Below are 23,988 nucleotides of genomic sequence, written 5' to 3' on the forward strand. Positions count from 1 at the left end.
TAATGCATGGTTTTGATAGCCGCTGGAAAGACTTTCCAGATTACATCATCGGGATAACAAAAGAAATATGGGAAGGTCGTGGTATTGGTACGCTGAACCATTATTATACAGATGATATTCCGGTACGATCTCCTATGGGAATTTCCATCGGCAATACGCCCGTTATGGCAGCGACGATGGCAACCTTGCGCGAATTTCCCGATCGAACCCTCTATGGTGAAGATGTTATATGGAGCGGTACACCGGAGACAGCTTTATTATCATCGCATCGCATAGTTTCAACAGCTACTCATAGCCACGATGGCCTATTCGGCAAAGCAACAGGTAAGAAGTTAACTTACCGAATTATAGCCGATTGTGCTGCTAAAGATAACGCAATTTTTGATGAATGGTTGATCCGAGATTACGGCGGCATAGTTCGTCAACTTGGTCACGAGCCAAGGAAGTTTGCGAAAAAACTAATTAAAGCGGAAGGTGGCGTGGATAAATGCGCAAAACCTTTTACTCCTGAAATTGATGTAGATGGCGGATATCATTCGCGCGGCAATGACAATGAATGGGGCAAAAAATATGCGTCCACTTTGTCTAGAATGATGGCAAATGAATTTAATATTATCCCTGATCATTATGACCGAGCGGTATTAACCGAATATGCAGGATCGCAAACCGGGATTTCGCACGGATCGGTAAATGATTTTTGGATGGGGCTTCGGTCTTCATTTCCAAATGCTGACTTCAAGATTCACCATCAAATAGGCTTAGATGGAGATATGTTGTCACCACGTGCGGCGATACGCTGGTCGCTAGATGGCAAGCATGATGGCTGGGGTTCCTTCGGCAAGCCAACGGGCGCAGATATCCATGTGATGGGAATGTGTCACGCAGAATATGGCCCGTTTGGAAACGATGGCAGCTCTATCCGTCGTGAATATGCACTTTACGATGAAATTGCGATTTGGAAACAAATTCTAATGCAAAATAATTGATATATTTGGAGAGTAAAATGACACCCCAGGAAATGGACCAGCGGATTGTTCGCTATGGTGAATTAAAGCCATGTAAGACAGCTTTCATAGATGCGCATACACCAGGTTCCGACCAGAAAGAAAACTTCACTATCATCGGTGGTGGCGTTTCTGAAAGTCCTGACCAACATGTGCATATCAAAGAAACACCGGGTTTTAATATTGGTGCTGCTGGCCAGCCGCCAAAGTGCCGAAATTCACTTCATACACATACCACTGCTGAGGTATTTTTTGTGCTTAAAGGCAGATGGCGGTTTTTCTGGGGTCGTTGGGGTGATGCTGGTGAAGTCGTATTGGAAGAAGGTGACATTTTTAATATTCCAACGGGTGTATTCCGCGGGTTTGAAAACATAGGAACAGACTACGGTATGATTATGGCTGTTCTAGGCGGAGATGATGCAGGCGGTGGCGTAGACTGGGCACCACAAGTGATTGAAGACGCATCCGGTCATGGATTAGTGCTTGGCGAAAATGGCAAACTCTATGACACGAAAAAGGGGCAAAATTTGCCTGATGACATCAAACCGATGCCGTTAATGACAAAAGAAGAACTCGCGAAAATTCCAGAACCATCCACCCAGGATGTAGTGCGCGATTTTGTGGCTCGTTATTGGGACTTAATGGCATTGTCAGATAAGCAGCCCGTCAAAGTTATTGGCGATGGCGCATTGCTACAGGATAAACCTGGATTTGATATTGAGCTACTTTCCAGGCACTCAATCAGCACCGAACGTTATGCACTAGAGAACCACGAAATTTTAATGATTATGCGGGGACATTGGAAATTAACATGGGATGGTGGCGAAAGCATCTTAGCTCCCGGCGACACATGCGCCGTACCACCAAATCTATCACACAGCTTAGAGCCATCAATGAGTGGTGAGGCTAGCCTTTATCGCATTTTGAGCAATGATGATCCGGCTGGCGCGACACAAGCTGCTTAGAATTTTAAGGAAGACAAATGACCAAAGTAAAGACTACGCATGTCGGCTCATTACCACGTACTCAAGACGTTGTTGATTTCATCTTTGCACGTGAACATGACAAGCCATTTGATCAGGCAGAATTTGATGCCTGTATGACAAATGCATGCTCAGAAACTGTGCGCAGGCAAGTGGAAGCTGGCGTTGATATCGTTTCTGACGGTGAAACCTCAAAAATATCGTACGCAACTTATGTAAAGGACCGTTATACCGGGTTTTCTGGAGATAGTGATCGCAATGCCCCAGGTGATCTGAAGCTTTTTCCGGGCTTTTTACAACGTCTTTCTGATGATGGTGGTACACCACAATACGCCCGACCAAAATGCACAGGCGAAGTGAAATCTAAAGGCCAAGATGAACTAAATAAAGATATCAACAATCTGAAAAACGCAATGGCTGAACACGGAGCTAAACGCGGCTTTATGAATGCCGCCTCCCCCGGAGTGATTTCACTTTTCCTGCAGAATGAGTACTATGCTGATCGTGCCGCTTATCTTGAAGCTCTGGCTGATGTCATGAAGGCCGAATATGAAACAATCGTTGCTGCAGGATTAGATGTACAGCTTGATTGCCCTGATTTGGCACTCTCACGACACATGTTATTTGCAGACTTATCTGACGACGAGTTTATCAAAATCGCAAACATGCATGTTGAGGCACTCAACTACGCGCTACGCGATGTTCCACAAGAAAAAGTACGGCTGCATATCTGCTGGGGTAACTATGAAGGACCGCATGTCTGCGATATAGATATGGAAAAGGTTTTCCCGACATTAATGAAAACAAAAGCCAGATATATTTTGTTTGAAACATCAAACCCACGTCATGCTCATGAGTGGACAGTCTTTCGTGATCGCAAGGATGAAATTCCAGAGGATAAAGTGCTTGTACCAGGTGTGCTTGACACAACAACAAACTTCGTTGAGCACCCCGAGCTTGTGGCACAACGTGTCGAACGTTTTGTCGATATAGTTGGCGCTGATCGTGTCATTGCAGGATCTGATTGCGGGTTCGGCACTTTTGCAGGATTTGGCACAGTTGACCCAGATATCGCATATGCCAAACTAAAATCTATGTCTGATGGTGTAAAACTTATAAACTCTCAGCAAGGATAAGAGTTTTGAGAACCCTGATCATGTTACCCGGAATGATGTGCGATGAAAGATTATTTTCGTCGCAGACCGCCCACCTTAGGGGGCAATATGACGTGCGCGTTCTGCCAATTCATGAATACCAATCTATCGAAGCAATAGCTAAAAACGTTTTAGAAAAAGCACCTGCAAAATTTGCTCTTTTGGGACTTTCCATGGGCGGTATCGTAGCGATGGAAGTTGTGAAACAGGCACGTAAGCGGGTCACCCACTTAGCTCTATTAGATACAAATCCAATCGCTGAAAGCGAACATGTTAAGCTACGTCGCGGTCCACAAATCCAGAAGGTAAAAAACGGCTGTCTTACTGAGGTAATGCGCGATGAGATGAAACCAAATTATCTAGTCGATAGCCCACAAAAGCCAGCGATACTTGAATTATGTATGGCGATGGCAAAAAAATTGGGCGACGAAGCTTTCGTCAATCAATCAATAGCTCTACGTGATAGGCCAGATTATCAAAACGTTCTTGCAGATATTTCTATCCCCTCTCTCATACTAGGTGGGCGAGAGGATTTATTGTGCCCGGTAGAACGACATGAATTAATGCATAGTTTGATCAAAGGTTCGCAGTTAACGTTTATTGATGATGCGGGTCACTTACCAACATTAGAACAGCCGAGCAAAGTCAATGACGCACTTGATGCTTGGCTCGAACATAAATAGAGAACAAAATGACACCTGAACTTTTTAAATTACTAACGTCTGTTGATACACCGACAGTATGCAATGCAATTGAAGTTGCGCAAGGCCAGCGCGGTTTTAGTGATTTTACCCGTGGGACTATGTTGTGTTCTAACGTAAATACAAGTGCGATCGTTGGGTATGCGCGTACAGCACAGATAGCTGCAACTGAACCGTCGAAAGAGCCAAAAGATGTTATCCGCGCAAGACGAATGGCCTATTATAAACATATGTCTACAGTAACAGAAGGGCTTGTTGAGGTTCCAAGCATAGCGGTGATTGAGGACATGGATTACCCCCATGCAATTGGTGCTTATTGGGGTGAAGTGAATACGAATATACACAAAGCATTTGGAATGTCTGGCGCCTTAACAAATGGCGTCATGCGTGATCTTGGTGATATGGCAGAGAATTTCACGGTGATAGCCGGCTCGATTGGCCCCAGTCACGGTTTTGTTCATGTTAAAACGGTCGGAGAGCCAGTCGAAATCTTTGGTATGCGAGTTAGAGATAATGATCTTATACATGCAGATCGTCATGGCGCAATTGTAATTCCTCGGTCTGTTATAGGAGGTCTTGAAGCAGCAATTAATAAGCTACTTAGAACTGAAAAAATTGTTTTAGAACCTACTTATGGTAAGCGCATTACATTTGAAGAGTTCGAACACATCTGGGCTAGTTTTGAAGCTGCAAGAACATAACTAATTTGAGCACAAGAAACTTCCGCTAACGTGATGGATTGGTTACAGCTCTAGAAACTGCTGTATGAACCAAGAACCTCTCAGTTACAAACATCCCTGTTTTCAACCCGAGATCATTGCACGAGCCGTTTGATTGTACTTTCGGTTTCCATTGAGCCTTCGTTTGGTTGAGGAAATGTTGCTTGAGCGTGAGATTGTCTTCTCCTATGAAACCATTGTCGCTGAGCATAAAGTTCGGCCCGAGTTATATCTGCTGATTGCACCGTAAGCTGCCAAGCGTTTGTTATGGCACCTTCTGGATTGGTACCCTAACGGATGGGCACTGATAGTACTGGGATCCTAGGGTGCTGCACATCGTCAATTCATGCCTCATATTGAACATCGACCTCACAAGGAGCCTAATAGCAGAGAATTCTCAGTTTCATTGTAAGCGATGGTAAATAGCTTAACATAGCTGGTAATTGTTCCAAAGCAGAACCAAATAGTACAATTTGAAAAGCCCCGCCTAAATCAGAAAAAATTATCCATCAACTAATATTATTCCATTGAATCTTCATGCTGTCCTTAGGTGTGTTACCTTTCAAGACATCCGCTACTTGTTCTAAAGACATTTTGTGTGTGGTTAATTGGCCAATATCCTTGCCAAATGTGCGAATAACATCCAAAGCCTTGGGAATATTGTGGTTGAGCGAATGAGAGCCGACTAAACTGAGTTGACGTCGAAATAACTCGAATGGTTTGATGGTGATGTCCGCATTGGTAGGGCAAACACCAAAGAACAAACCAACTCCGCCATTAGCCATGTATTGTGTCAACTTTTCTGCCACAGCAGGAACTCCAGTCGCATCAGCGACCAGATCAAAGCTTTGGTGCATTTGCGTTAGTTCGCCACTGCCAGACATGATTGATTTGAATCCCATATTTTCTGAAAAATTTAAGCGATCTTCATTTAGGTCTGCCAATGTGATATCTTTGACACCCAAAACACGCATCCCAATTGCTAGTAGTAAACCAATCGGGCCTGCACCAAATATTATAGCGTTGTTGGCAGTTTCAGCCCGCGCGGCTCCCAATCCATTTAATATACATCCCATCGGCTCAGCCAGCGCAGCCACATCGAATGGCAAGTCTCCGATAGAATGAACGGCTGAACTCTTTGTAACGCTTTTTTCTGCGAATCCGCCGTGATGTGTAACGCCATACGCTTTCAAATCATCACAAAGGTTAGACCGACCATTTAAACAAGCACGGCATTTTCCACATTCGAAATTGGGATCGACTACAACCCTGTCGCCTAATTGGTAGCCTTTAACATTGGAGCCAATATCTGAAATTACACCGGTATATTCATGCCCTGGAACAACCGGGAATGCTGACGAGCCATAATTGCCATGCAAGACTTCAATGTCCGTGCCACATATACCACTCGCGCGAACATCAACAACAATTTCATCTTCATTCGGCTTTGGGTCCGGAAGCTCCAAAAGGGAGACTTCATTTTTACCTGTGTAAACTATTGCACGCATTGCTCACCAGTCCTTAAGATAGCTGTGAATTGTTTGTTCTGCCCCGTTGGTCCAGATTAAATATAACCATTTGGAAAGGCATTGCCAAGTTGAATAACCTTACTTCATGGTTTAGCGACAGCGATGAAGCCGTAGCTACCAATTTGTTTGCTCAAATAATCAAAGACAACGGCTGGCCAAAAAATCGCGATAGACAAGAGTAGTGCTAATCTTGCAGGATTACAAAACATGAATCTTTTGCTGCTGTTGCATGGATGATTCTGATTAATTGACATCCTGCAAGTCATATATCTCAATAACATAATTGAACGGGGTCGCTCTTTCATCAAGAAGTTAACCCGCCCGTGAAAGGCTTCAAATCTTTTCAATCTGCATCAGCAATACTTGGGTGGTATCGAGGTTGCCCACATGATGAGAAAACGTCAATTTATTACCAGTGGCCGATCCCCTTTAACAATGTGAAGCCACCGCTCAGCATAGCTCTTAAGGTACTGAGAGGTTTCAAATTGCTCCTGGTTTAACGCAGTCGATGAATTATAATTTTCTAAAGTTAATATCGCAGCGCCGATGCTGGTTCCTGTACCACGGGAAGGCTGTACAGGAGAGGACGTCGCAGTTGCCAACATATCGCAGTAAAGCTCGTTTTTGGAGAATGGTCCTTCAACAATTTTCTTACCTTTTCCTCCAATCAAGGAAAGACAGCTAGCAGTCATCATTGCAAGATAATATGAAACCGCGACATAATATTGACCGTCACTTAACCTTGCTGGCTCAACAGTCCAGTGGTGCTGCCGCCCCTGAAAAGGACCGGAATTTTGCATAACAGATGGCAATAGAATCACGTTATTTTGTAAGATAAATTCTACGTCCTCAGGCTCGAACTTATGTTTGCGATTTGCCATTAGAACTTCAAACTCGCGGCCTCCCATGAACCGAGCGGATGGCACCGGGTCACCAAAGCCGTTTACATTTATCAACGTGTCCCGCTTTGGATCAAGTTCAGTTTGTGCACTGTCAATAGCCATAGCAATAACCCAGGTCCCCGTGGACACTACAGAAAACGGCTCTTTTTCCATAACTAAGTGCGGTAACAACGACGCATTTGAATCATGAATTCCGCAATAAACAGGCACATTCTGTTGTAGACCAGTTTGTAAAGAAACTTTAGGCAAAACAGGCCCTAGCTGTTCATTTGCCTTCGCCACAGGCGCCATCTTATCAAGCCAACCAAGTTTGCAAACCATTGACGAATACTTGCTCTGGTTGGGATCCCACAGGTCTGTATGACAACCAAGCGACGTGAGCTCGTTTCTTAAAATTCCGGTTAACTGAAAACTCCAGTATTGAGCATAGGTAACAATATGTTTGGTTCGTATTTTAATTTCCGGAAAATTGTTGAACAGCCAGAATATTTGCGCGCCTAGATTTAGGCCAACTGCGAGCCTGGGTGAGCCTGTTTCACTAAATTCTGGGCGGATTTCATCATACGCGTCACTGGTACTTTCAAGACCTTCAAACTCATAATCCATGACAGGTGTAGCCAGCTCACCATTATCATCAATCAGCGCACAACACGCGCCATGCGTTGTCACCGAAACGGCAACTATAACAAACTCTGTCGCAAACTTTGTAAGGGATGAAATAATGAACTTATAGATACTATCCACATCAAAATGTGGATAGGGCGGCGCTGGTAAAACTTGATTTGGCTGAGTAACAACCGCAACTTCTGTTAGTAAATCCCTATCAACCAACGCTACCTTAGCATTGGTCTTTCCGATATCAATAACTGCAATTACAGATCTCTGCACCATCCAATTCAGTCCATATGAAATACGAGTTTTAAGTCTTCTGCGATAGGTTCATTTTGATCATTAGTTGTCATGATATCCGCCATATGCGCCCACCAATTTTTCATGATATCTGTATTGGGTAAATCAGCCATTGTATGGTTCTTACTTCGCCATAAAACACCGAAAAGTATATTTGTCTCTTCATCTAAAAATATAGAATAGTCCGAAATGCCAGATGCCTTTAAAAGCGTTACAAGTTCGGGAAAAATCTCATCATGACGCTTTTTGTATTCTTTGGCCATCCCCCTATTGAGATACATCTTAAAGCCGATTTTTTCGTCTTTCATTGTCATGCTTTTAGCCTGCTTTTGAGTTTGCCAGCGATAATTGGAAGCGCGATAACAAAGATGAGCAAAGCTCCTATAAATATAGACATCACAATACCTGGAATGTTGAGCAATCCTAATCCAAAACTAATGAGGCCCATAATAAATGCAGCAATGAAAACACCTTGAATTGTACCAGATCCACCCAGAATAGATATGCCACCCAACACGACCATAGTGATGACTTCAAGCTCCCATCCTTGCGCAATAGATGGCCGCGTTGACCCAAGTCTTGATGTTAATAATACCGCCGCAACACCAGACATTAACCCAACCAGACAAAACAGAATGAATTTGATGCGTTTAACCCGCACACCAGAGAATTGAGCGGCTGTTGCATTATTGCCAATTACAAAAATTTGACGACCAAAATTGGTCTTATGCAACAGTACGAAATACGCCAGCGCAACCACCAGAAATAACACAAATTCAAACGAGATCACCCACCAAACATAACCTTGGCCAAAAAAAGCGAATTCAGCTGGATACCCGTTAAATGCCTTATCTCCCAAGATAATAAATGAGATCCCTCGGAAAAATGACATTGTGCCAATCGTAACAACAATTGAAGGTAAGCCCAATCCTACAACAAGAGTTCCGTTGAAAGCTCCGCATAAAACGCCGACGAATAGGCCAACCAACACAAGTTCGCTCGTTCCAAATCCGAGCTGCAGACACAATCCCATAATCGTTGATGAGAGCGCGATGATTGCAGCGACAGATAGATCGATTTCACCTGAGATAATCAAAAGTGCCATAGCAAAAGCGATGATGGCTTTTTCAGTAAAGTTAAATGTTGCGTCAGACAAAGACCATGCCGACAAAAAATAGGGCGACATGAAAGTATTTAAAATAAACAAAGCAATCGAGACAATCAGCAACAGGCTTGGCCAAGAAAAGACAGCTAGTTTTAGCGGGCTCTCAAGCTGATCTGCAATATGACGTGTTTGAGGGTTGAGATCACTCATGATTGCACCTCGCGATCTTTCAAGATTATTCGCTTGCCCTGTTTTTGGCTGCTTGCATTAATGATCACCGCAAGAATGATCGCTCCGCCCGAGATAGCCATCTGCCAAAATGGGGATACTCCAATCACTGGCAGTGCATTGCTGATAAATCCAAGGAATAAAGCACCCAAAACTGTTCCAATAACAGTTCCAACCCCGCCCGCAATTGAGATGCCCCCAATAACGCAGGCTGCTACAACAACCAGCTCATAACCTTTAGCCACTTCAACGGATCCAATCACATAACGTGATACCCACAAATATCCGCAAAATCCGGATAGGGCACCAGAGATGCAAAACGTCATGAATTGCGTTTTGCCGATGTTGATACCAGTATACAATGCGGCACTAGGGTTAATACCGATTGCGTAGATAGACCTGCCCGCCGACGTGCGGGTCATAAAAATGAAAAATGCCAGAACGATAATAATTGCGTACCATGACAATGCCGGTATGCCCAAAAACTCAACACGCGTATACTGAATAAAACTCTCAGTAAAGGCATCAGCATTGACCCATTTACCGCCAGCCAATACGAAAATAATTCCACGATAAATGGTTAAAGTTCCTAGGGTTACGACGATTGAAGGAATACCAAGCCACCAAACAAGACTACCGTTGAAAATACCCATGATGAGCCCGCAACTCGTAGCGATTAACATCAATACGGGAACAGGTACTTCAGGATATGCGGCATTAATTAGCGCAACAATCATACCTGACAAGGCAAGGTTTGAAGCCATGGAAAGATCGATGGATCTTGTTAAAATGACAGCCATTTGCCCCAACGCTAAGATGATGAGCATCGAGCTATCGTTAAATATTTCAATCATTTTTTGGCTTGATATAAAACCAGGTGATCGCAATGTTGTGCCGACCACCATCAAAGCGATGATCAACATCAGCCAGAATTCATGATGCCGATGGAGCGATTTCATGCGACTTGCTCCTCAATACCGGCAGCAGAGCGGATCAGTGTTTCTGCAGTTAAACTATCATCATTTTGAAAAACTTCGGCTATCAAACCATCACGCATGACAATGATACGATCGCTCATTCCCATGACCTCCGGTATCTCGGATGAGACCATAATGACGCTTAACCCTTCAGCAACGAGTTCCGCCATAAATGAATGAACGGCTGCTTTGGAACCGATATCGACCCCCTTTGTTGGTTCATCCAGAATGATAATGTTGGGTTCAACTGCTAGCCATTTTGCAATAACGACTTTCTGTTGATTGCCACCTGATAATGTTCCGGCATGCTGGCTTAATGACGCGGCGCGCAGGTCAAGCCGTTCCGCATATTTCCTCGCTAAAGCGAGCTCATTTGCCATTCTCAAAAAACCGTTTCGCGATGTTGTATGCAACGAAGGAAGTGAGATGTTTTCTACGATTGGCAAATCTAGCACAACACCTTGTTTACCGCGCTCTTCTGGTAAATAAACTATGCCTGCTTTCACCGCGTCCGCAGGTCCTTTAAGCGTGATTTCTTCACCAGCTATCGTTAGTGTTCCTGATGAAGGCCTGGTTATTCCAAATAACGCCTGCATGAGCTCGCTGCGCCCAGCACCAACCAGACCATAGAATCCAAGTATCTCACCCCTGTTAAGCTCAAAATTGATGTCGGCAAATTCGGTTGGATGATTATAATTTTCAATATGGAGCACAGGGGCGCCAATGGACGAGCTACGTTTGGGGAAGATTTGATCAACAGATCGTCCAACCATCATTTGTACAATCTCATCTTGCGAGGTTTCGGAGAGCATTCCACAACCAACCATCTGACCATCTCTAAAGACGGTATATCGCTCTGCAATTCTGTAAATCTCATCAAACTTATGAGAAATAAATAGAATGGCTTTGCCGTCACTTTTCAGTTTGTCGACAAGCTTAAATAAATCTTCGATTTCCTTGTGGGATAGCGCAGCTGTTGGCTCGTCCATAATGACAATATCGGCTTCAACAGAAAGCGCGCGTGCAACGGCAACCAGATGTTTGTTTGCTATTGAAATTTCTTTCAATTTGGTATGAGCATCAATATGCGGAGCGCCAATGTCATTAAGTATGCTTGTCGCATCAGAATAGAGCTTTTTCCAATCAATGGTTTTAAACTTTGTTTTGGGTGTGTGTCCAAGGTAAATATTTTCCGCGACACTCATCTCATCAAATAGAACGGTTTCTTGGTGGATCGCTGTAATGCCATGCGAAAAAGCATCATGTGCAGATCCGAGAACCACTACTTTGCCATTGACTGAAATTTCACCTTCATCAGGTTGGTAAATGCCGGTCATGGTTTTTACCAAAGTCGATTTACCAGCGCCATTTTCACCAATAAGGGCGGTAACTTGTCCACGGTAAAGCTCAAGCTCAACGTTTTGTAGTGCCTTTACCCCAGGAAAAGACTTGCTAATACCAGATAATTTTATCACTGAGTTTTGCATTGAGAGCTCGATGAATTCGTCAAAGGTGGGATGGATATTTTCGCAAAACGAGGCAGCTAAAAGCTGCCTCTGAAGATTTAAAATCTACTAGTAGATTTTTGAGAACTCTTCGATGTTTGACGCATCAAACTGGAATGGTGCGGCCATAGCAGCAGAACCAGTATCATCAAGCGTAATTTCTCCAACTGAACCAAGAGAAAAAGTTGCACCGGCCTCGGCCTTTGCACCTTTGATCAACTGGTGAGAGATCTGTACCGCTGAATAACCAAGATCAATCGGGTTCCAAAGCGCCACAGCTTTTGATGAACCATTATCAATGAACTTCTTAAACTCAGATGGAAGCGCCAAACCTGTAACGTTCACTTTACCGATTAAGTCCATGTCAGTAACGACTTGAGCTGCCGCGACAACACCAACTGTTGTTGGTGCGATAATCGCTTTAAGGTCAGGATGATTAGCAATGAGCCCTTTTGCTTCATTGGTGCTTTTAACGGAATCATCATCACCATAAACAACAGATACCAAGTTGATATTTGGGAATTTAGTGGGAAGAATTTCCTTCGCAGCATCAATCCATGCGTTTTGGTTTGTTGCGGTTGATGAAGCTGAAAGAATAGCAACATCACCACCGTCTGGCAGATAATCGGCTGCAAGTTTGATGATTGTTTCACCAATCAATCCGGTATCTGATGGATTGAGATGAACCATACGTCCATCTTGAGCAACGCCTGAATCCCAAGAGATTACTTTAATACCTCGGTCCATTGCTTTCTTAAGTGCGGGAACCAATGCATCAGGATCGTTAGAAGAGATCGCAATTGCGTCAACATTCTGAGCGATCAATGAGTTCACAATCTCAATTTGCCCTTCTGCTGTTGCCGCTGTCGGTCCAGTATATATAACTTCCACATCTCCAAGTTCTGTAGCTGCTTTTTCAGCCCCTTTGGCAGCTGCATCAAAGAATCCGTTGCCAAGTGATTTAACAACAAGCGCAATACGCTCAGCTGCCAAAGAAGGGGTTGCAGCCAATGTGACCGCAATAGCTGTCGTAACGGCTAGTTTTTTAAAGATATTCATTTAAGTTTCCTCCAGTTAATGTCTAAGGCGGGCTGCTAACCCGCAACTTGCTGCATTTGAGCAGTTTCCTTCGCGATAATAAGATCTACACCTGCATCCTCCAGCATTGTGCGATCTTCATCTCGAATACTATCGTCTGTAATAATTGTCGTTATTCGCTCCAAAGCACATAGAATGAGGCTCGAGCGGGTTTTGAATTTTGCTGAATCAGCGAGAACGATTAATTCTTCTGACTGATTGATAAGCTTCTCTTCAGCTTGAATGATAAGCGGATCCGCTTCCATTAAACCCTGCGCGCAAATGCCTTGCGCGCCCATGAACATGCGTTTTGCATAGAAGTTTCGTGTCACATCATTTTCAAACGGGCTTAGAATAATGTTTTGCTCGCGGTAGATAATTCCGCCTGAAAGCATGATTGTATTTTTTGAATGGTTTAGTAGATGTTCTGCAATCGGAAACGAATTGGTGAAGATCTGCATACGTTTTGCCGCAAGCGGATGAACCATCTGCGATGTTGTCGTGCCGCCATTAATAATAATAGCATCACCATCATCACATAATTGAACAGCAGCATTCGCGATTGCTCGCTTTTTGCTAACGTTTATTCCCTCGTTGACAGAATATGTGCGTCCAGCAAGCCCAACAAATTGCGGCGGATTGATTGATTCAGCACCTCCGCGTACCCGTCGCAGTTTCTTTTGCATATGCAGTGTTGCAATGTCCCGACGAATTGTCGCTTCAGAAGATTCGGTTAAAGCGACCAGTTCAGAAACCGTAGCAACTGGCTTCTCTTCTACAAAAGACAGAATAATTCTATGGCGCTCATTTTCATGCATGCTTGTTCTCCCAGCATTAAGGTTTCATCAAAACCAAAAATTGTCAATCATAAACAATCAAAAAAGTTCAAGTATTGAGATATTATGACCATTTGTGATTGTTTATGATTGACAATTCAAAGCTATCAGCTATTGATAAATGAAAATAAGCAAGCTGAATATCTGTTTGCAACGAGGAGGATAAGATGTCACGACCAGCAGCGAATACCAAAAATCAAACTAAGTTAGAAAATTTATGGGATTCAGAAGTTGCTGCTGGTAAACCCGAGCCAGAATTACTGCTTTATCGCTCAAATCTTCTTGGGTCTGACAAAAGAATTACAAATTATGGCGGTGGAAACACCTCTGCAAAAGTTTTAGAAAAAGATCCATTAACGGGTGAGCAAGTTGAAGTTTTGTGGGTAAAAGGGTCCGGCGGCGATGTAGGTTCCATCAAAATGGATGGTTTTTCTACACTTTACATGGAAAAGCTTAATGCACTGAAAGATCTCTATCGCGGTGTTGAATTTGAAGATGAAATGGTTGGATACCTTGCTCATTGTAACTTCAATTTAAATGCCCGCGCACCTTCAATTGATACGCCTTTGCATGCCTATGTTCCTAAAAAACATGTCGATCATATGCATCCAGATGCTATCATTGCAATTGCAGCATCTGAAAATTCAAAAGAGCTAACACAAGAGATTTTTGGTGACGATATCGGCTGGCTCCCGTGGAAACGACCAGGATTTGAGTTAGGTCTATGGCTTGAGAAATTCTGTTTAGAAAACCCCAGTGCGAAGGGTGTAGTTCTGGAAAGTCATGGTCTTTTCACTTGGGATGACGATGCTAAAACCTGCTATGAGTTGACGGTCGACATTATCCAGAAGGCTACAGACTGGTTTGCGAAAAAATTGACAGGCAAGCCTGCTTTTGGTGGAGAGAAATATCAAAGTTTAGATGTTTCAGCGCGCCATGAGATTGCCAATCAACTAATGCCCGCAATACGAGGAATGATATCAGGTCAAAATCATATGGTCGGGCATTTTGATGATAGTGCTACAGTCCTTGAGTTCGTCAATTCTATCCAATTGCCAGACCTTGCAAAGCTAGGAACTTCATGTCCTGATCATTTTTTAAGAACTAAGATCAGACCGCTTATCATAAATCTTGATCCAAACAATCCAGACATTAACGCAACGCTTGATAGTTTGGAAACGTCAATCGCCGCTTATAGAGAAGATTATAAATCTTATTATGAGCGCTGCCGCCATGATAATTCGCCTGCCCTTCGTGACCCAAATGCTGTTGTCTATCTTATCCCTGGCGTTGGTATGATCACGTTTGCAAAGAACAAATCAACAGCACGCATATCCGCTGAATTCTACATCAATGCCATCAACGTAATGCGTGGCTCAAATGGTGTTAGCACCTATTGTGGATTACCTGAACAAGAAGCATTTGATATTGAATACTGGCTGTTAGAAGAGGCAAAACTCCAACGCATGCCAAAACCGAAATCTATGGAAGGTCGCATCGCACTTGTAACAGGTGGTGCTGGCGGCATAGGATCAGCGACAGCGGCAAGATACCTAGAAGAAGGCGCTTGCGTGGTGCTAGCTGATATTGATGCAGACAATTTAAAAGACGTGCACGGTAGTCTTGCCGACCGTTTTTCAAATGATGTGGTTCGCTCGGTGATCATGGATGTTACAAATGAGGCTTCGGTCATCAAAGCATTTTCAAATTGCACCTTAGAATTTGGTGGTGTCGATGTGTTGGTATCAAATGCAGGCATTGCAAGTTCAGCGCCTGTTGAAGACACCTCTCTTGATCTCTGGAACAAGAACATGTCGATCCTCTCAACTGGGTATTTCCTAACGGGACGGGAAGCGTTCAAAATACTGAAGAAGCAAAATCTTGGTGGAGCGGTCGTTTTCATCGCATCCAAAAATGGATTGGCGGCATCGCCAAATGCATCCGCATATTGTACGGCAAAAGCTTCCGAAATACATCTCGCGCGTTGTTTGGCTTTAGAGGGCGCTGAGCAGGGCATTAGAGTTAATGTTGTTAATCCAGATGCTGTCCTAAAAGGATCTAAAATTTGGTCAGGTGACTGGCTAAAAGAGCGCGCAGCAACTTACGGCAAAGACAAAGCTGGGCTTGAAGAGCATTATCGTCAAAGATCTTTGCTGAAACGTTCTGTGCTTCCTGAGGACATAGCTGAGGCTGCATATTTCCTAGCATCGGATTTGTCTGCAAAATCGACAGGTAATATCATCAATGTTGATGCAGGTAATGTTCAAGCATTTACGCGATAGTGGGGAGCAGAGAAATGATTAGCAGTGATATTATTGCGCAGTCTAATGAGCTCAAAGCCAAAGACTTAAATGTTGACTATCAAAACTTAGGCGAACAACTCGCGCGGCGAAATGTTGATATAGAAAACATTTGTTCCAAGGTTGCACAATATGGCGTTGCCATTCCCAGCTGGGGTGTTGGCACGGGTGGAACCAGATTTGCCCGCTTTCCGGGCGTAGGTGAACCACGGCATATTTTCGACAAGCTTGATGATTGCGGTGTTATTCAACAATTAGCGAAAGCAACACCTGCTGTATCACTCCACATCCCTTGGGATGATGTTCCAGCCGCGGACCTGATCAGCAAATCTGAAGAAGTTGGTCTTAAATTTGATGCGATGAATTCGAATACATTTCAGGACCAGGATGGGCAAAATCACTCTTATAAATTTGGCTCGCTTTCGCACACCGATAAAGCATGTCGCCAACAGGCTATCGAGCATAATCTTGCCTGCATTGAACTAGGCAGAGCTATTGGCTCTAAGGCTTTAACTGTTTGGGTGGGAGATGGTTCAAATTTCCCGGGACAGGTGAATTTTACCAGGCAGTTTGAGCGATATTTGGATAGTGCAAAGTCGATTTATAAAGCCCTGCCCGATGACTGGCGATTACTAACAGAGCATAAAATGTATGAACCTGCATTTTACTCAACCGTGGTGCAGGATTGGGGCACTAACTATCTCATATCGAAGGAATTGGGCGAGAAAGCTTTTTGCCTTGTTGATCTTGGTCATCATGCGCCGAATGTGAACATCGAAATGATTGTCGCACGGCTCATTCAGTTCGGAAAACTGGGTGGTTTCCATTTTAACGACAGCAAATATGGTGATGATGATCTGGACACAGGTTCCATCGATCCATACCGCTTGTTCTTGGTTTTCAACGAATTGGTCGATGCAGAGGACAAACCTGATTTCAACCCAATGCATATGCTTGATCAAAGCCATAATGTGACTGATCCGATTGAAAGCCTTATGGCAAGCGCGATGGAGGTTCAGCGTGCCTATGCTCAGGCTTTATTGGTTGATCGCAAGGCACTTGAGGACGCGCAAGCAAACAATGATGCTTTGATGGCTTCAAATATTCTTAAAAGTGCATTTAGAACCGATGTTGAACCAATTCTGGCAACAGCGCGGGTGAATAACGCAGGCGCTATTAATCCGATTGCGGCCTACCGAGCATCAGGTTATCGCAACAAGGTTGCAGGCGAGCGGCCAGTAGTTTCCGGCGCTGGCGGAGGTATTGTTTAGGGTATGCGGATGATAGCAGCCCGGTCCGATATTGTTGATAAAGTTTATTTTGAGGAACCACCTAATCTGCGTTCCAACAATCTGCTGCGCTCGCTGGACAACTGTGTCCACAAATAGAATTAATTTACCCTTCAACAAATTCGCGATAAACCATGAACGCCTCTCGCTATGATGATGCCTCTAGTTCAGGTCCGATCACTCGTGCACACATAGTTATAATTTGGGCATTGTTGGAAAGCGCAGCACCTTCGGCGAAATATACATCATGACAATGAACCGCACAAATTCCAGACACCTTATTGGCTGATATGCAAACGCCTTACCAAATTAAGTTCACGGATTAATGGTGTGATGGTCGCAACAGGAAGAACTGCGGGTAAATAATAAGACGAGATTTCCTCATAGGCGAAGCTCCGTCGAGTTCGGCCGACTCCAGTTGCTCTTCGTCAACAGATGATAAGGCGTTTAGTAGAAAAAGAAACTAAATAGTGTCCATTATTTATCCACGTTTTTCGCCAACATGCGAATGGGACACTGCGGCAGGTGATGCCATTTTACGCAGCGTTGGCGGTGAGTTAAAGCAACTTGACGGCGCACCTTTAAAATATGGCAAATCAGATATTCTGAATCCCAATTTTATTGGAACATCTGGCAAAATTAAAATGGATATTTGATTTTATAAGATGCTTTTCAAAAAAGCCTTACTTCGTTCATGTTGCGGGTTTGAGAAGATATCTTTTGGTTTGCCTTCTTCGATAATCTCACCCTGATGCAAAACACATACCCGATCTGCCGCTTCTCTTGCAAAATTCATCTCGTGGGTCGCCAAGATCATCGTCATATTTTGTGCTTTGAGCTGACGCAGCACATCCAGCACTTCTGCTACCAACTCTGGATCAAGCGCTGATGTAACCTCATCAAACAACATGATCTCAGGCTTCATAGCCAGAGCCCTGACAATGGCGACGCGTTGTTGCTGCCCACCTGATAGTTGGTCCGGATAATGGCCCATGCGATCGCCCAGACCAAAGCGCTCAAACAATGCGCTGATTTCAGGCCGTAATTCAGTGCGGGATTTTTTATATATACGGCGCGGCGCAAGCATAACGTTTTCTTCCGCCGTCATATGTGGAAAGAGATTGAAACTTTGAAACACCATCCCAATGCGTTGGCGTACGGGCTGCGGATCAAGACCCGGAAACGAGATATCTTCGCCATCAAGCAAAACAGCGCCATCATCAATCGGCTCAAGCAAATTGATGGTGCGTAAAAGCGTTGATTTACCAGAGCCAGATGCGCCAATCAGGCAAACCATCTCGCCTTCTTGGACACTTAAATCCAAACCTTTGAGCACAGCGACATCGCCAAATGATTTTTGGACCTTCTTGATCTCAAGTTTGGCCATTAACTTCGCTCTCGATTTTGTTTGGCCATTAGATGATCGGCAAATCTTGTTGCGGGAATTGTCAAAGCCAAGAAGATCAACGCCGCGCCCACATAGGGGGTGAAATTTGCCAATAGCGATTTGAACACACCGGCTTGGCGGAATATCTCGACTGGGCCAATAAAACTCAGCAGAGCAACATCTTTTTGCAGAGCAATCAGCATGTTCATGTTAGCCGGCACTACTCGGCGAATGGCCTGCGGCAGTACGACATATCGCATCATATCTGTGTTAGAAAGACCAAGCGACAAAGCCGCTGCGCGCTGGCTCTGGTGTACACTTTCAATGCCGGAGCGAAAAATCTCGGCAACATAGGCCGAGTAGGTCAACACCAGGGCCACTGTGCCCCAAATGTATGGGCTGTTCCAAGGGCGCGGCAAACCAAGACCGGGGATACCAAAACCGATCAAATAGATTGTCAGCACCACCGGAACGCCGCGAAATATATCAGTGAAGATAGCGCCAAAAATCCGCAATGGAAACAAAGCCGGAGAACGCACATCACGGCAAAGCGCAATGGCCATACCCAATATTGCAACGAGCGGCGCACTCCACGCAAAAATTGCAACATCAAGCCAAAATGCATCCAAAAGCTTGGGAAAGGTTTTAAGAAAAATTGCCTTATTAAAGAAGCTCTTCTGCACAGCCTCCCAACCAGGTGCCATGGGAACAAATACAATAATTGCCGCGACAACAATGGCCGTGCTCACACTTGCAATGGCAATACCTTTGCGTCGCGCGCGGCGCTCATAAAGCTGGCGCGCGGTCAATATCTTCACCATCTAGGCTTACTCTGCAATGAGCGGAACGCCTGTTGTTGTTTGAAGCCATTCAGCTTCAATCTTGGCTAAAGTACCATCTTCTTTAATCTTGCGAATACCTTCATCAACGCAAGGTTTTAGTGGGCTGTCATTGGCCATCAACATGCCAAATTGATCAGGGTTTGTTGCCATTTCGGCAGGGAATTGGCCCAAGACAACGCCATCATCCAAAAGCACGGCACTGGTGAACAGCGCTGTGGGCAGGTCGAACAATCCAGCATCAATCTGTCCAGCCTTTAGAGCTTCTGTCACGTTTGCAACATCATCATAAAGCAGCACATCGCTTTCAGGCTTAATATCATTGGTCACAAAACCAAGCGCCGTTGTAGACGCGGCAGCGCCCCACTTCAGTTTCTTAAGCGAAGCCATTGTGGCTTCTGCACCTGCCTCCATTGTAGGCTTGCGGATCAAAACGGCCATCGGCGATGAAAAATAAGCTTCTGAAAAATCTACAACCTGATCACGCTCTGGCGTAATGGAAAATTGCTGCAAATTGATATCAAAACTCTTTGCGCCGGGCTGAATAGATTCATCAAAGCTTGCACGAACCCATTCGACTTTATCTTTCGGATAACCCATTTTCTCAGCTACAGCATAGGCAACGGCAGCTTCAAACCCCTGCCCGCTTTCTGGCGCGTCATCAATAACCCAAGGGAAATATGCCGGATTTCCCGTTGCTATTGTTATAACGCCTTCGTTGAGCGTGAGCCCAGTGGAGCAAACTTTGCCAGATGCAAATGCAGATGTCGCCATCGTTCCGCTCAACAATACGCCAAGAAGGGCATGAGTGAGAATTGATAATGTCTTTTTCATGAGTTTGATCCCTGAATTCAATTTATTGCTATTCAATTTACTATTAGGTTTATTTAAGACCCAAAGCCCACTGGCTGCAAGCACAAAGATATTTTGTCCTATATCAATAAGCTAACTTGCAATCGAAGCCTTTGCGCGGCGCCAGAAAAACTCAAATCCGATGATAAATATAACTCCAAAAATGGTTGTGAATCTGAAGGTATTCGCAATGCCATAATAATCAGCCAGCGTGCCAATTGACAAAGATGCCAGTTGGCCACCCACCGTAATGCATAAAATCATGGTTACAGAATAGCTCGCACTTCGTGCAGGATCGGCCTCCATTGCTCTCGATAAAATAATAGGGAACATGGCCCCAACTCCGGCACCAGCAATGAAACAACCGACGAGGTGTATATAATATTCACCGGTCAGCACAATCATAAGATTTCCCAAAACAATGAATGCAAAAAGCGTGCGAACAAGCCTTGTATCATTACTTCTTTGCCCAATTGCAATGGTTAGAATACGGATTGATATCATGCCAGCAAGAAACACAGATTGTCCGATCCGAGCCGCGGTTTCAGATGCGCCGCTATCGATAGAATATGAGACAAACCATATACTTTGGCCCCATTCGAATGCTCCCATGAAAACGGCAGGAATGATGAGATAACCTATCGGCAACGTAGCTTTCGATGGCGCGATCAACGGTTTTGCATCAGATGAACTTACTTCCGCCCCAGAGCGTCTTTGTTTGGCAGTTAACAGCAAGATACTTGTATAGATAACCAAACATATTGAACAGGCGAGCGCAAAGAACAGAAATGGCGACTGCCAGCCGAATGAAAATGACAACAACAAAACAAGTAATAGCGGCGCTGATACATTGCCAAAACTAAACAGCAAATCGAGCGAACTAATGGCTGCAACCCTGTGCTTGGTGAAGGTTTGCCCCACAAAAGTGTGTGCCAGAGTAAACGTTGCGCCACCGGCTGAACCGAGAAGCGAAAATATAATGAGAAAGTGTATGAATGTGTTACAGAAAAATAATGCTATGCAAAACAATATCGACAGGCCAGCAAATGCTGCCAGGAGTGTTTCGATCTTATATCTGTGAAGCAACCTTTGAGATGTAAGCGCTCCTATACTAAACCCCGTTGACCAAGGGATAAATACAAATCCAGCCTGCGCAGATGAAAGCGAGAAAGCCTCTGTCATTTCTGGCAATAATGGACCTATGATGGCGCCCAATGCACCCCAAATCAGAAAGGCCAAAGCAATGCCAACAAATAGCAATTTAGATTGAGTATCTGACACCTGGCCGCCTTCTAGTACGAGATGACTTTCGCTTAGAACAATCGCGCCATCACAACAAGTATATATTTACGCGGTTAAGAAAATTAGAGACTGCAACCAAATGATGGACGGATAGGCAGACAGCCAGACCCAGAAAAAGCGATTTAAACCGAATAGACAGGCATTGGCAAAATGAAATGTCGCCGCAATCATAAGTGCGACTATTAGTAATGATTGGTCAAGCATAGCCAATGGGAAGATAAGTTCAAACCCCATAACGCACCACGACATTATGAACATGAGTTTTGACTTATTGTGAAATCCACGTAGCTTCTCGCTCACCGGATAGGCTGAGAACAAAAATACATCTTGAAGCGCTCTGCCGCTGCGCCAGTCGGCATTGACGACTTTCACGAGGCCAGAGATGAAATAGGAAAGAACAAGCTGTATCGCCAGATAACCGAAAACGTATATCTGCCATCTCGGATTGGGCAGCCATTCGGCAATGGTCACACAAAATAGGATTAGCAAGCCCATTCTATCGCTGCCTCCATTATAGGGACCGTTATACCGATGTAGATTGATGATTGAGATAAATGAGAGCGCAAGACAGGTCCAAGGTATCCACCAGCTCGCAATTGGTGCAAAAATTAGCATCGCACTAAGGGCAATTCTGCAAATAAGAAGTTCGGTCTCCTCTTTACTGCGAAGATGTTCAACGCTTTGCAAGATAAAGGCAAATCCCAATAACATCTGAGTATAGCGCATGGCCTCCGCAAAAGTCAGAACAATCATGGCGCAGTACCTTGAAATAGATCGGATATGTAAAGCTGGTGCCGCACGACTTTGTTTTCATGTCTATTCATGAAGATCAGCCGAAATTTAAAACTCTTACCCATTTTATCATCGGACAGGTGGTTTCTGATACGCTTTGCAATCTGCTCTACACTGTGCTTTTGCGTACCCTCATCTTGCAGCTTAATTAATCGCTCTGCACATGCCACAACATAGAGACTGTCGTTCCAGCAAGGATTCCAGAAAATGCGGCGAAGCATCCTCACTATGCCGACGCGCGCTGGCCGTGGCCAAAATTCTTGCCAATCCTGGCAAGTGTTGCCCGCCGCATCGAACACAGTAAATTCAATTCTGGGTGATGGTGCAATCGAATCAAAAAATCGCCATGAGGGAATGAGAACAGGCAAGATCAATTGAAACGTTTTTACGATAGATCTGATCACACTTGTGCCTTTAGCGATTCCGTTGTCATTACTATTCTTAAACTTGGCTGATATATCAATGGTGTAGGCATATTCATGCACGTTTTAAAACCTGCACTACGCTTTAACCTCACAAAAGTTTGACTGGAGAGAAACAGTATTTCAGGTTACTTTAAACCATGCGCAGGTTGGGGATATTATTTTTGCTGTTCTTTTTCGGACTGACTCACGTCTTGTCCGCAAGCAATTCCTATTTGGATATGGCTGAACCTGCCAATTATATATCAGACGCGCAATATTTGCAGATCATCACCACGGCATCTCAATCTTCGGATAAATGCTGTATTAAAAACGTTCTTGATGATACGCAGCAGAGCTCTACATGCCAAAATGACGCGAAATTTTTCAACCCTTCTGGCCTGCTCTTTATAGGACCAAAGGCGGAATGTATTCGCGCTATTCTAGCTGTTAAAACTCCAGATGCGCTTACAAGAGAGTTTCTCCGTCCTCCTATTGTTTGAATGTAAGTTCGGTCGGTAAGTGCCGGCATTTTGTACATTCAATTTAATTCATGGAGAATATTATGATCAAAAGACGATCGTTTGTTGCAGGAGCAATTGCCACAGCAGCTATCCCTGCCCTGCCAGCATCGGCACATCACACAAAATTTAAGGTTGCGGACAAATTCAAGCCGCAAGAGGTCACATTTCGTGGCTATAGACGGGGGACGATTGTTGTCGATCCGAAAAACCATTTTCTTTATCTCGTAGAGCCATGGGGCAAGGCGCGCCGTTATGGTGTTGGCGTGGGTAAAGCTGGTTTGGAATTTCAGGGTGCGGCTGTCATTAAGCGCAAGGCAGAGTGGCCAAGCTGGACGCCAACAAAAAACATGATCAAGCGCGAACCGCATAAATATGCCAGATATGCTGGCGGTGTTCCGGGCGGGCCGAAGAACCCCTTAGGTGCGCGTGCACTTTATCTTTATCAAGGCAATGTGGACACGTATTATCGCATTCACGGTACAACCTCACCAAGATCAATCGGCCGCTCCGTCTCCAACGGCTGCATTCGCATGATCAATGAACATGTGATCGACCTATATGACCGCGTACCGCTGAACACCAAGGTTATTGTGCTTTAGCATCACTGTAGAACTGTAGCAACATAGCCAACTATCTTTATATAAAAGCAAGCCCCGAAAACTCGGGGCTTATT

At 44.4% G+C, this 23,988-nt stretch carries 23 protein-coding genes and 4 pseudogenes; 12 read left to right on the forward strand and 15 right to left on the reverse strand.

Annotated features, from left to right (window positions below):
- Positions 1-2: 2 nt before the first annotated feature.
- The 6 genes and pseudogenes from AB2J24_RS06755 to AB2J24_RS06780 form a co-directional block, all read left to right on the forward strand.
- The gene (locus tag AB2J24_RS06755) at positions 3-986 is read left to right on the forward strand and encodes a nuclear transport factor 2 family protein (RefSeq protein ID WP_367384921.1); all 984 of its coding nucleotides are present in this window, start codon (positions 3-5) and stop codon (positions 984-986) included.
- A gap of 17 nt (positions 987-1,003) precedes the next feature.
- Positions 1,004-1,969 (forward strand): cupin domain-containing protein, encoded by a 966-nt coding sequence (locus AB2J24_RS06760; protein ID WP_367384922.1) that lies wholly within the window; start codon positions 1,004-1,006, stop codon positions 1,967-1,969.
- A 17-nt stretch (positions 1,970-1,986) separates the two neighbouring features.
- Positions 1,987-3,123 carry a cobalamin-independent methionine synthase II family protein gene (locus AB2J24_RS06765; protein ID WP_367384923.1) on the forward strand — a complete coding sequence of 379 codons (1,137 nt, stop codon included), beginning with the start codon at positions 1,987-1,989 and terminating at the stop codon, positions 3,121-3,123.
- Positions 3,124-3,128: 5 nt separating this feature from the next.
- Positions 3,129-3,824 (forward strand): alpha/beta fold hydrolase, encoded by a 696-nt coding sequence (locus tag AB2J24_RS06770; protein ID WP_367384924.1) that lies wholly within the window; start codon positions 3,129-3,131, stop codon positions 3,822-3,824.
- An 8-nt stretch (positions 3,825-3,832) separates the two neighbouring features.
- Positions 3,833-4,543: an RraA family protein gene (locus AB2J24_RS06775; RefSeq protein ID WP_367384925.1), complete on the forward strand. Its 711-nt coding sequence runs from the start codon at positions 3,833-3,835 to the stop codon at positions 4,541-4,543.
- Positions 4,544-4,607: 64 nt separating this feature from the next.
- A pseudogene (locus tag AB2J24_RS06780) lies at positions 4,608-4,760 on the forward strand (IS6 family transposase); the annotation flags it as partial.
- A 310-nt stretch (positions 4,761-5,070) separates the two neighbouring features.
- On the opposite strand, the gene AB2J24_RS06785 reads toward AB2J24_RS06780, so the two are convergent.
- Positions 5,071-6,069: an alcohol dehydrogenase catalytic domain-containing protein gene (locus AB2J24_RS06785; protein WP_162651515.1), complete on the reverse strand. Its 999-nt coding sequence runs from the start codon at positions 6,067-6,069 to the stop codon at positions 5,071-5,073.
- 122 nt (positions 6,070-6,191) lie between these two features.
- Between AB2J24_RS06785 and AB2J24_RS19890 the strand changes: the two are divergent.
- A pseudogene (locus AB2J24_RS19890) lies at positions 6,192-6,531 on the forward strand (DDE-type integrase/transposase/recombinase); the annotation flags it as partial.
- On the opposite strand, the gene AB2J24_RS06790 reads toward AB2J24_RS19890, so the two are convergent.
- The 7 genes from AB2J24_RS06790 to AB2J24_RS06820 form a co-directional block, all read right to left on the reverse strand.
- Positions 6,492-7,883 carry an FGGY-family carbohydrate kinase gene (locus AB2J24_RS06790; RefSeq protein ID WP_367384926.1) on the reverse strand — a complete coding sequence of 464 codons (1,392 nt, stop codon included), beginning with the start codon at positions 7,881-7,883 and terminating at the stop codon, positions 6,492-6,494. The pseudogene AB2J24_RS19890 and the gene AB2J24_RS06790 overlap by 40 nt on opposite strands.
- 5 nt (positions 7,884-7,888) lie before the next feature.
- On the reverse strand, positions 7,889-8,209 hold the full coding sequence (gene rhaM, locus AB2J24_RS06795) for an L-rhamnose mutarotase (protein ID WP_174244235.1): 321 nt from the start codon (positions 8,207-8,209) through the stop codon (positions 7,889-7,891).
- A 2-nt stretch (positions 8,210-8,211) separates the two neighbouring features.
- Entirely contained in the window at positions 8,212-9,216 is a 1,005-nt protein-coding gene (locus AB2J24_RS06800; RefSeq protein WP_367384927.1) for an ABC transporter permease, read from the reverse strand.
- Positions 9,213-10,193, reverse strand: a complete 981-nt coding sequence (locus tag AB2J24_RS06805; RefSeq protein ID WP_367384928.1) for an ABC transporter permease — start codon at positions 10,191-10,193, stop codon at positions 9,213-9,215. The genes AB2J24_RS06800 and AB2J24_RS06805 overlap by 4 nt, the downstream gene beginning before the upstream one ends.
- The gene (locus tag AB2J24_RS06810; protein WP_367384929.1) at positions 10,190-11,698 is read right to left on the reverse strand and encodes a sugar ABC transporter ATP-binding protein; all 1,509 of its coding nucleotides are present in this window, start codon (positions 11,696-11,698) and stop codon (positions 10,190-10,192) included. The genes AB2J24_RS06805 and AB2J24_RS06810 overlap by 4 nt, the downstream gene beginning before the upstream one ends.
- Before the next feature lie 87 nt (positions 11,699-11,785).
- Entirely contained in the window at positions 11,786-12,775 is a 990-nt protein-coding gene (gene rhaS, locus AB2J24_RS06815) for a rhamnose ABC transporter substrate-binding protein (protein ID WP_162651521.1), read from the reverse strand.
- Positions 12,776-12,810: 35 nt separating this feature from the next.
- Complete coding sequence (locus AB2J24_RS06820; RefSeq protein WP_162651522.1) at positions 12,811-13,611, reverse strand: DeoR/GlpR family DNA-binding transcription regulator; 801 nt, start codon at positions 13,609-13,611, stop codon at positions 12,811-12,813.
- 185 nt (positions 13,612-13,796) lie between these two features.
- On the opposite strand from AB2J24_RS06820, the gene AB2J24_RS06825 reads away from it, so the two are divergent.
- Together AB2J24_RS06825 and rhaI are read left to right on the forward strand one after the other, a co-directional pair.
- Positions 13,797-15,911: a bifunctional rhamnulose-1-phosphate aldolase/short-chain dehydrogenase gene (locus AB2J24_RS06825; RefSeq protein ID WP_367384930.1), complete on the forward strand. Its 2,115-nt coding sequence runs from the start codon at positions 13,797-13,799 to the stop codon at positions 15,909-15,911.
- A 14-nt stretch (positions 15,912-15,925) separates the two neighbouring features.
- Positions 15,926-17,200, forward strand: a complete 1,275-nt coding sequence (gene rhaI, locus AB2J24_RS06830; RefSeq protein ID WP_367384931.1) for an L-rhamnose catabolism isomerase — start codon at positions 15,926-15,928, stop codon at positions 17,198-17,200.
- Positions 17,201-17,372: 172 nt separating this feature from the next.
- Here rhaI and AB2J24_RS06835 read toward each other — a convergent pair.
- Positions 17,373-17,519: pseudogene (locus tag AB2J24_RS06835) on the reverse strand (RpiB/LacA/LacB family sugar-phosphate isomerase); the annotation flags it as partial.
- A 178-nt stretch (positions 17,520-17,697) separates the two neighbouring features.
- Here AB2J24_RS06835 and AB2J24_RS06840 point away from each other — a divergent pair.
- A pseudogene (locus AB2J24_RS06840) lies at positions 17,698-17,874 on the forward strand (inositol monophosphatase family protein); the annotation flags it as partial.
- 2 nt (positions 17,875-17,876) lie between these two features.
- Here AB2J24_RS06840 and AB2J24_RS06845 read toward each other — a convergent pair.
- From AB2J24_RS06845 to AB2J24_RS06870, 6 genes are all read right to left on the reverse strand, one after another.
- Positions 17,877-18,605: an amino acid ABC transporter ATP-binding protein gene (locus AB2J24_RS06845; protein ID WP_162651525.1), complete on the reverse strand. Its 729-nt coding sequence runs from the start codon at positions 18,603-18,605 to the stop codon at positions 17,877-17,879.
- Positions 18,605-19,414, reverse strand: coding sequence for an amino acid ABC transporter permease (locus tag AB2J24_RS06850; RefSeq protein ID WP_367384932.1), 810 nt, complete (start codon positions 19,412-19,414; stop codon positions 18,605-18,607). The genes AB2J24_RS06845 and AB2J24_RS06850 overlap by 1 nt, the downstream gene beginning before the upstream one ends.
- An 18-nt stretch (positions 19,415-19,432) precedes the next feature.
- The gene (locus AB2J24_RS06855; protein WP_197742777.1) at positions 19,433-20,278 is read right to left on the reverse strand and encodes an ABC transporter substrate-binding protein; all 846 of its coding nucleotides are present in this window, start codon (positions 20,276-20,278) and stop codon (positions 19,433-19,435) included.
- Between the two features lie 111 nt (positions 20,279-20,389).
- A complete protein-coding gene (locus tag AB2J24_RS06860; protein WP_367384933.1) occupies positions 20,390-21,577 on the reverse strand; it encodes an MFS transporter in 1,188 nt (395 codons plus the stop codon).
- A 66-nt stretch (positions 21,578-21,643) separates the two neighbouring features.
- Positions 21,644-22,351, reverse strand: a complete 708-nt coding sequence (locus AB2J24_RS06865; protein ID WP_367384934.1) for an HTTM domain-containing protein — start codon at positions 22,349-22,351, stop codon at positions 21,644-21,646.
- Entirely contained in the window at positions 22,348-22,875 is a 528-nt protein-coding gene (locus AB2J24_RS06870; protein ID WP_367384935.1) for a hypothetical protein, read from the reverse strand. The genes AB2J24_RS06865 and AB2J24_RS06870 overlap by 4 nt, the downstream gene beginning before the upstream one ends.
- Before the next feature lie 101 nt (positions 22,876-22,976).
- Here AB2J24_RS06870 and AB2J24_RS06875 point away from each other — a divergent pair, with 101 nt between their 5' ends.
- Together AB2J24_RS06875 and AB2J24_RS06880 are read left to right on the forward strand one after the other, a co-directional pair.
- Positions 22,977-23,294 carry a hypothetical protein gene (locus AB2J24_RS06875; RefSeq protein WP_367384936.1) on the forward strand — a complete coding sequence of 106 codons (318 nt, stop codon included), beginning with the start codon at positions 22,977-22,979 and terminating at the stop codon, positions 23,292-23,294.
- Positions 23,295-23,356: 62 nt separating this feature from the next.
- Complete coding sequence (locus AB2J24_RS06880) at positions 23,357-23,914, forward strand: L,D-transpeptidase (RefSeq protein WP_162651530.1); 558 nt, start codon at positions 23,357-23,359, stop codon at positions 23,912-23,914.
- The last annotated feature ends 74 nt before the right edge of the window (positions 23,915-23,988 follow it).

Origin of the sequence: Lentilitoribacter sp. EG35 (assembly GCF_040784015.1) — a bacterium.
Classification (GTDB): Bacteria; Pseudomonadota; Alphaproteobacteria; order Rhizobiales; family Rhizobiaceae; genus Lentilitoribacter.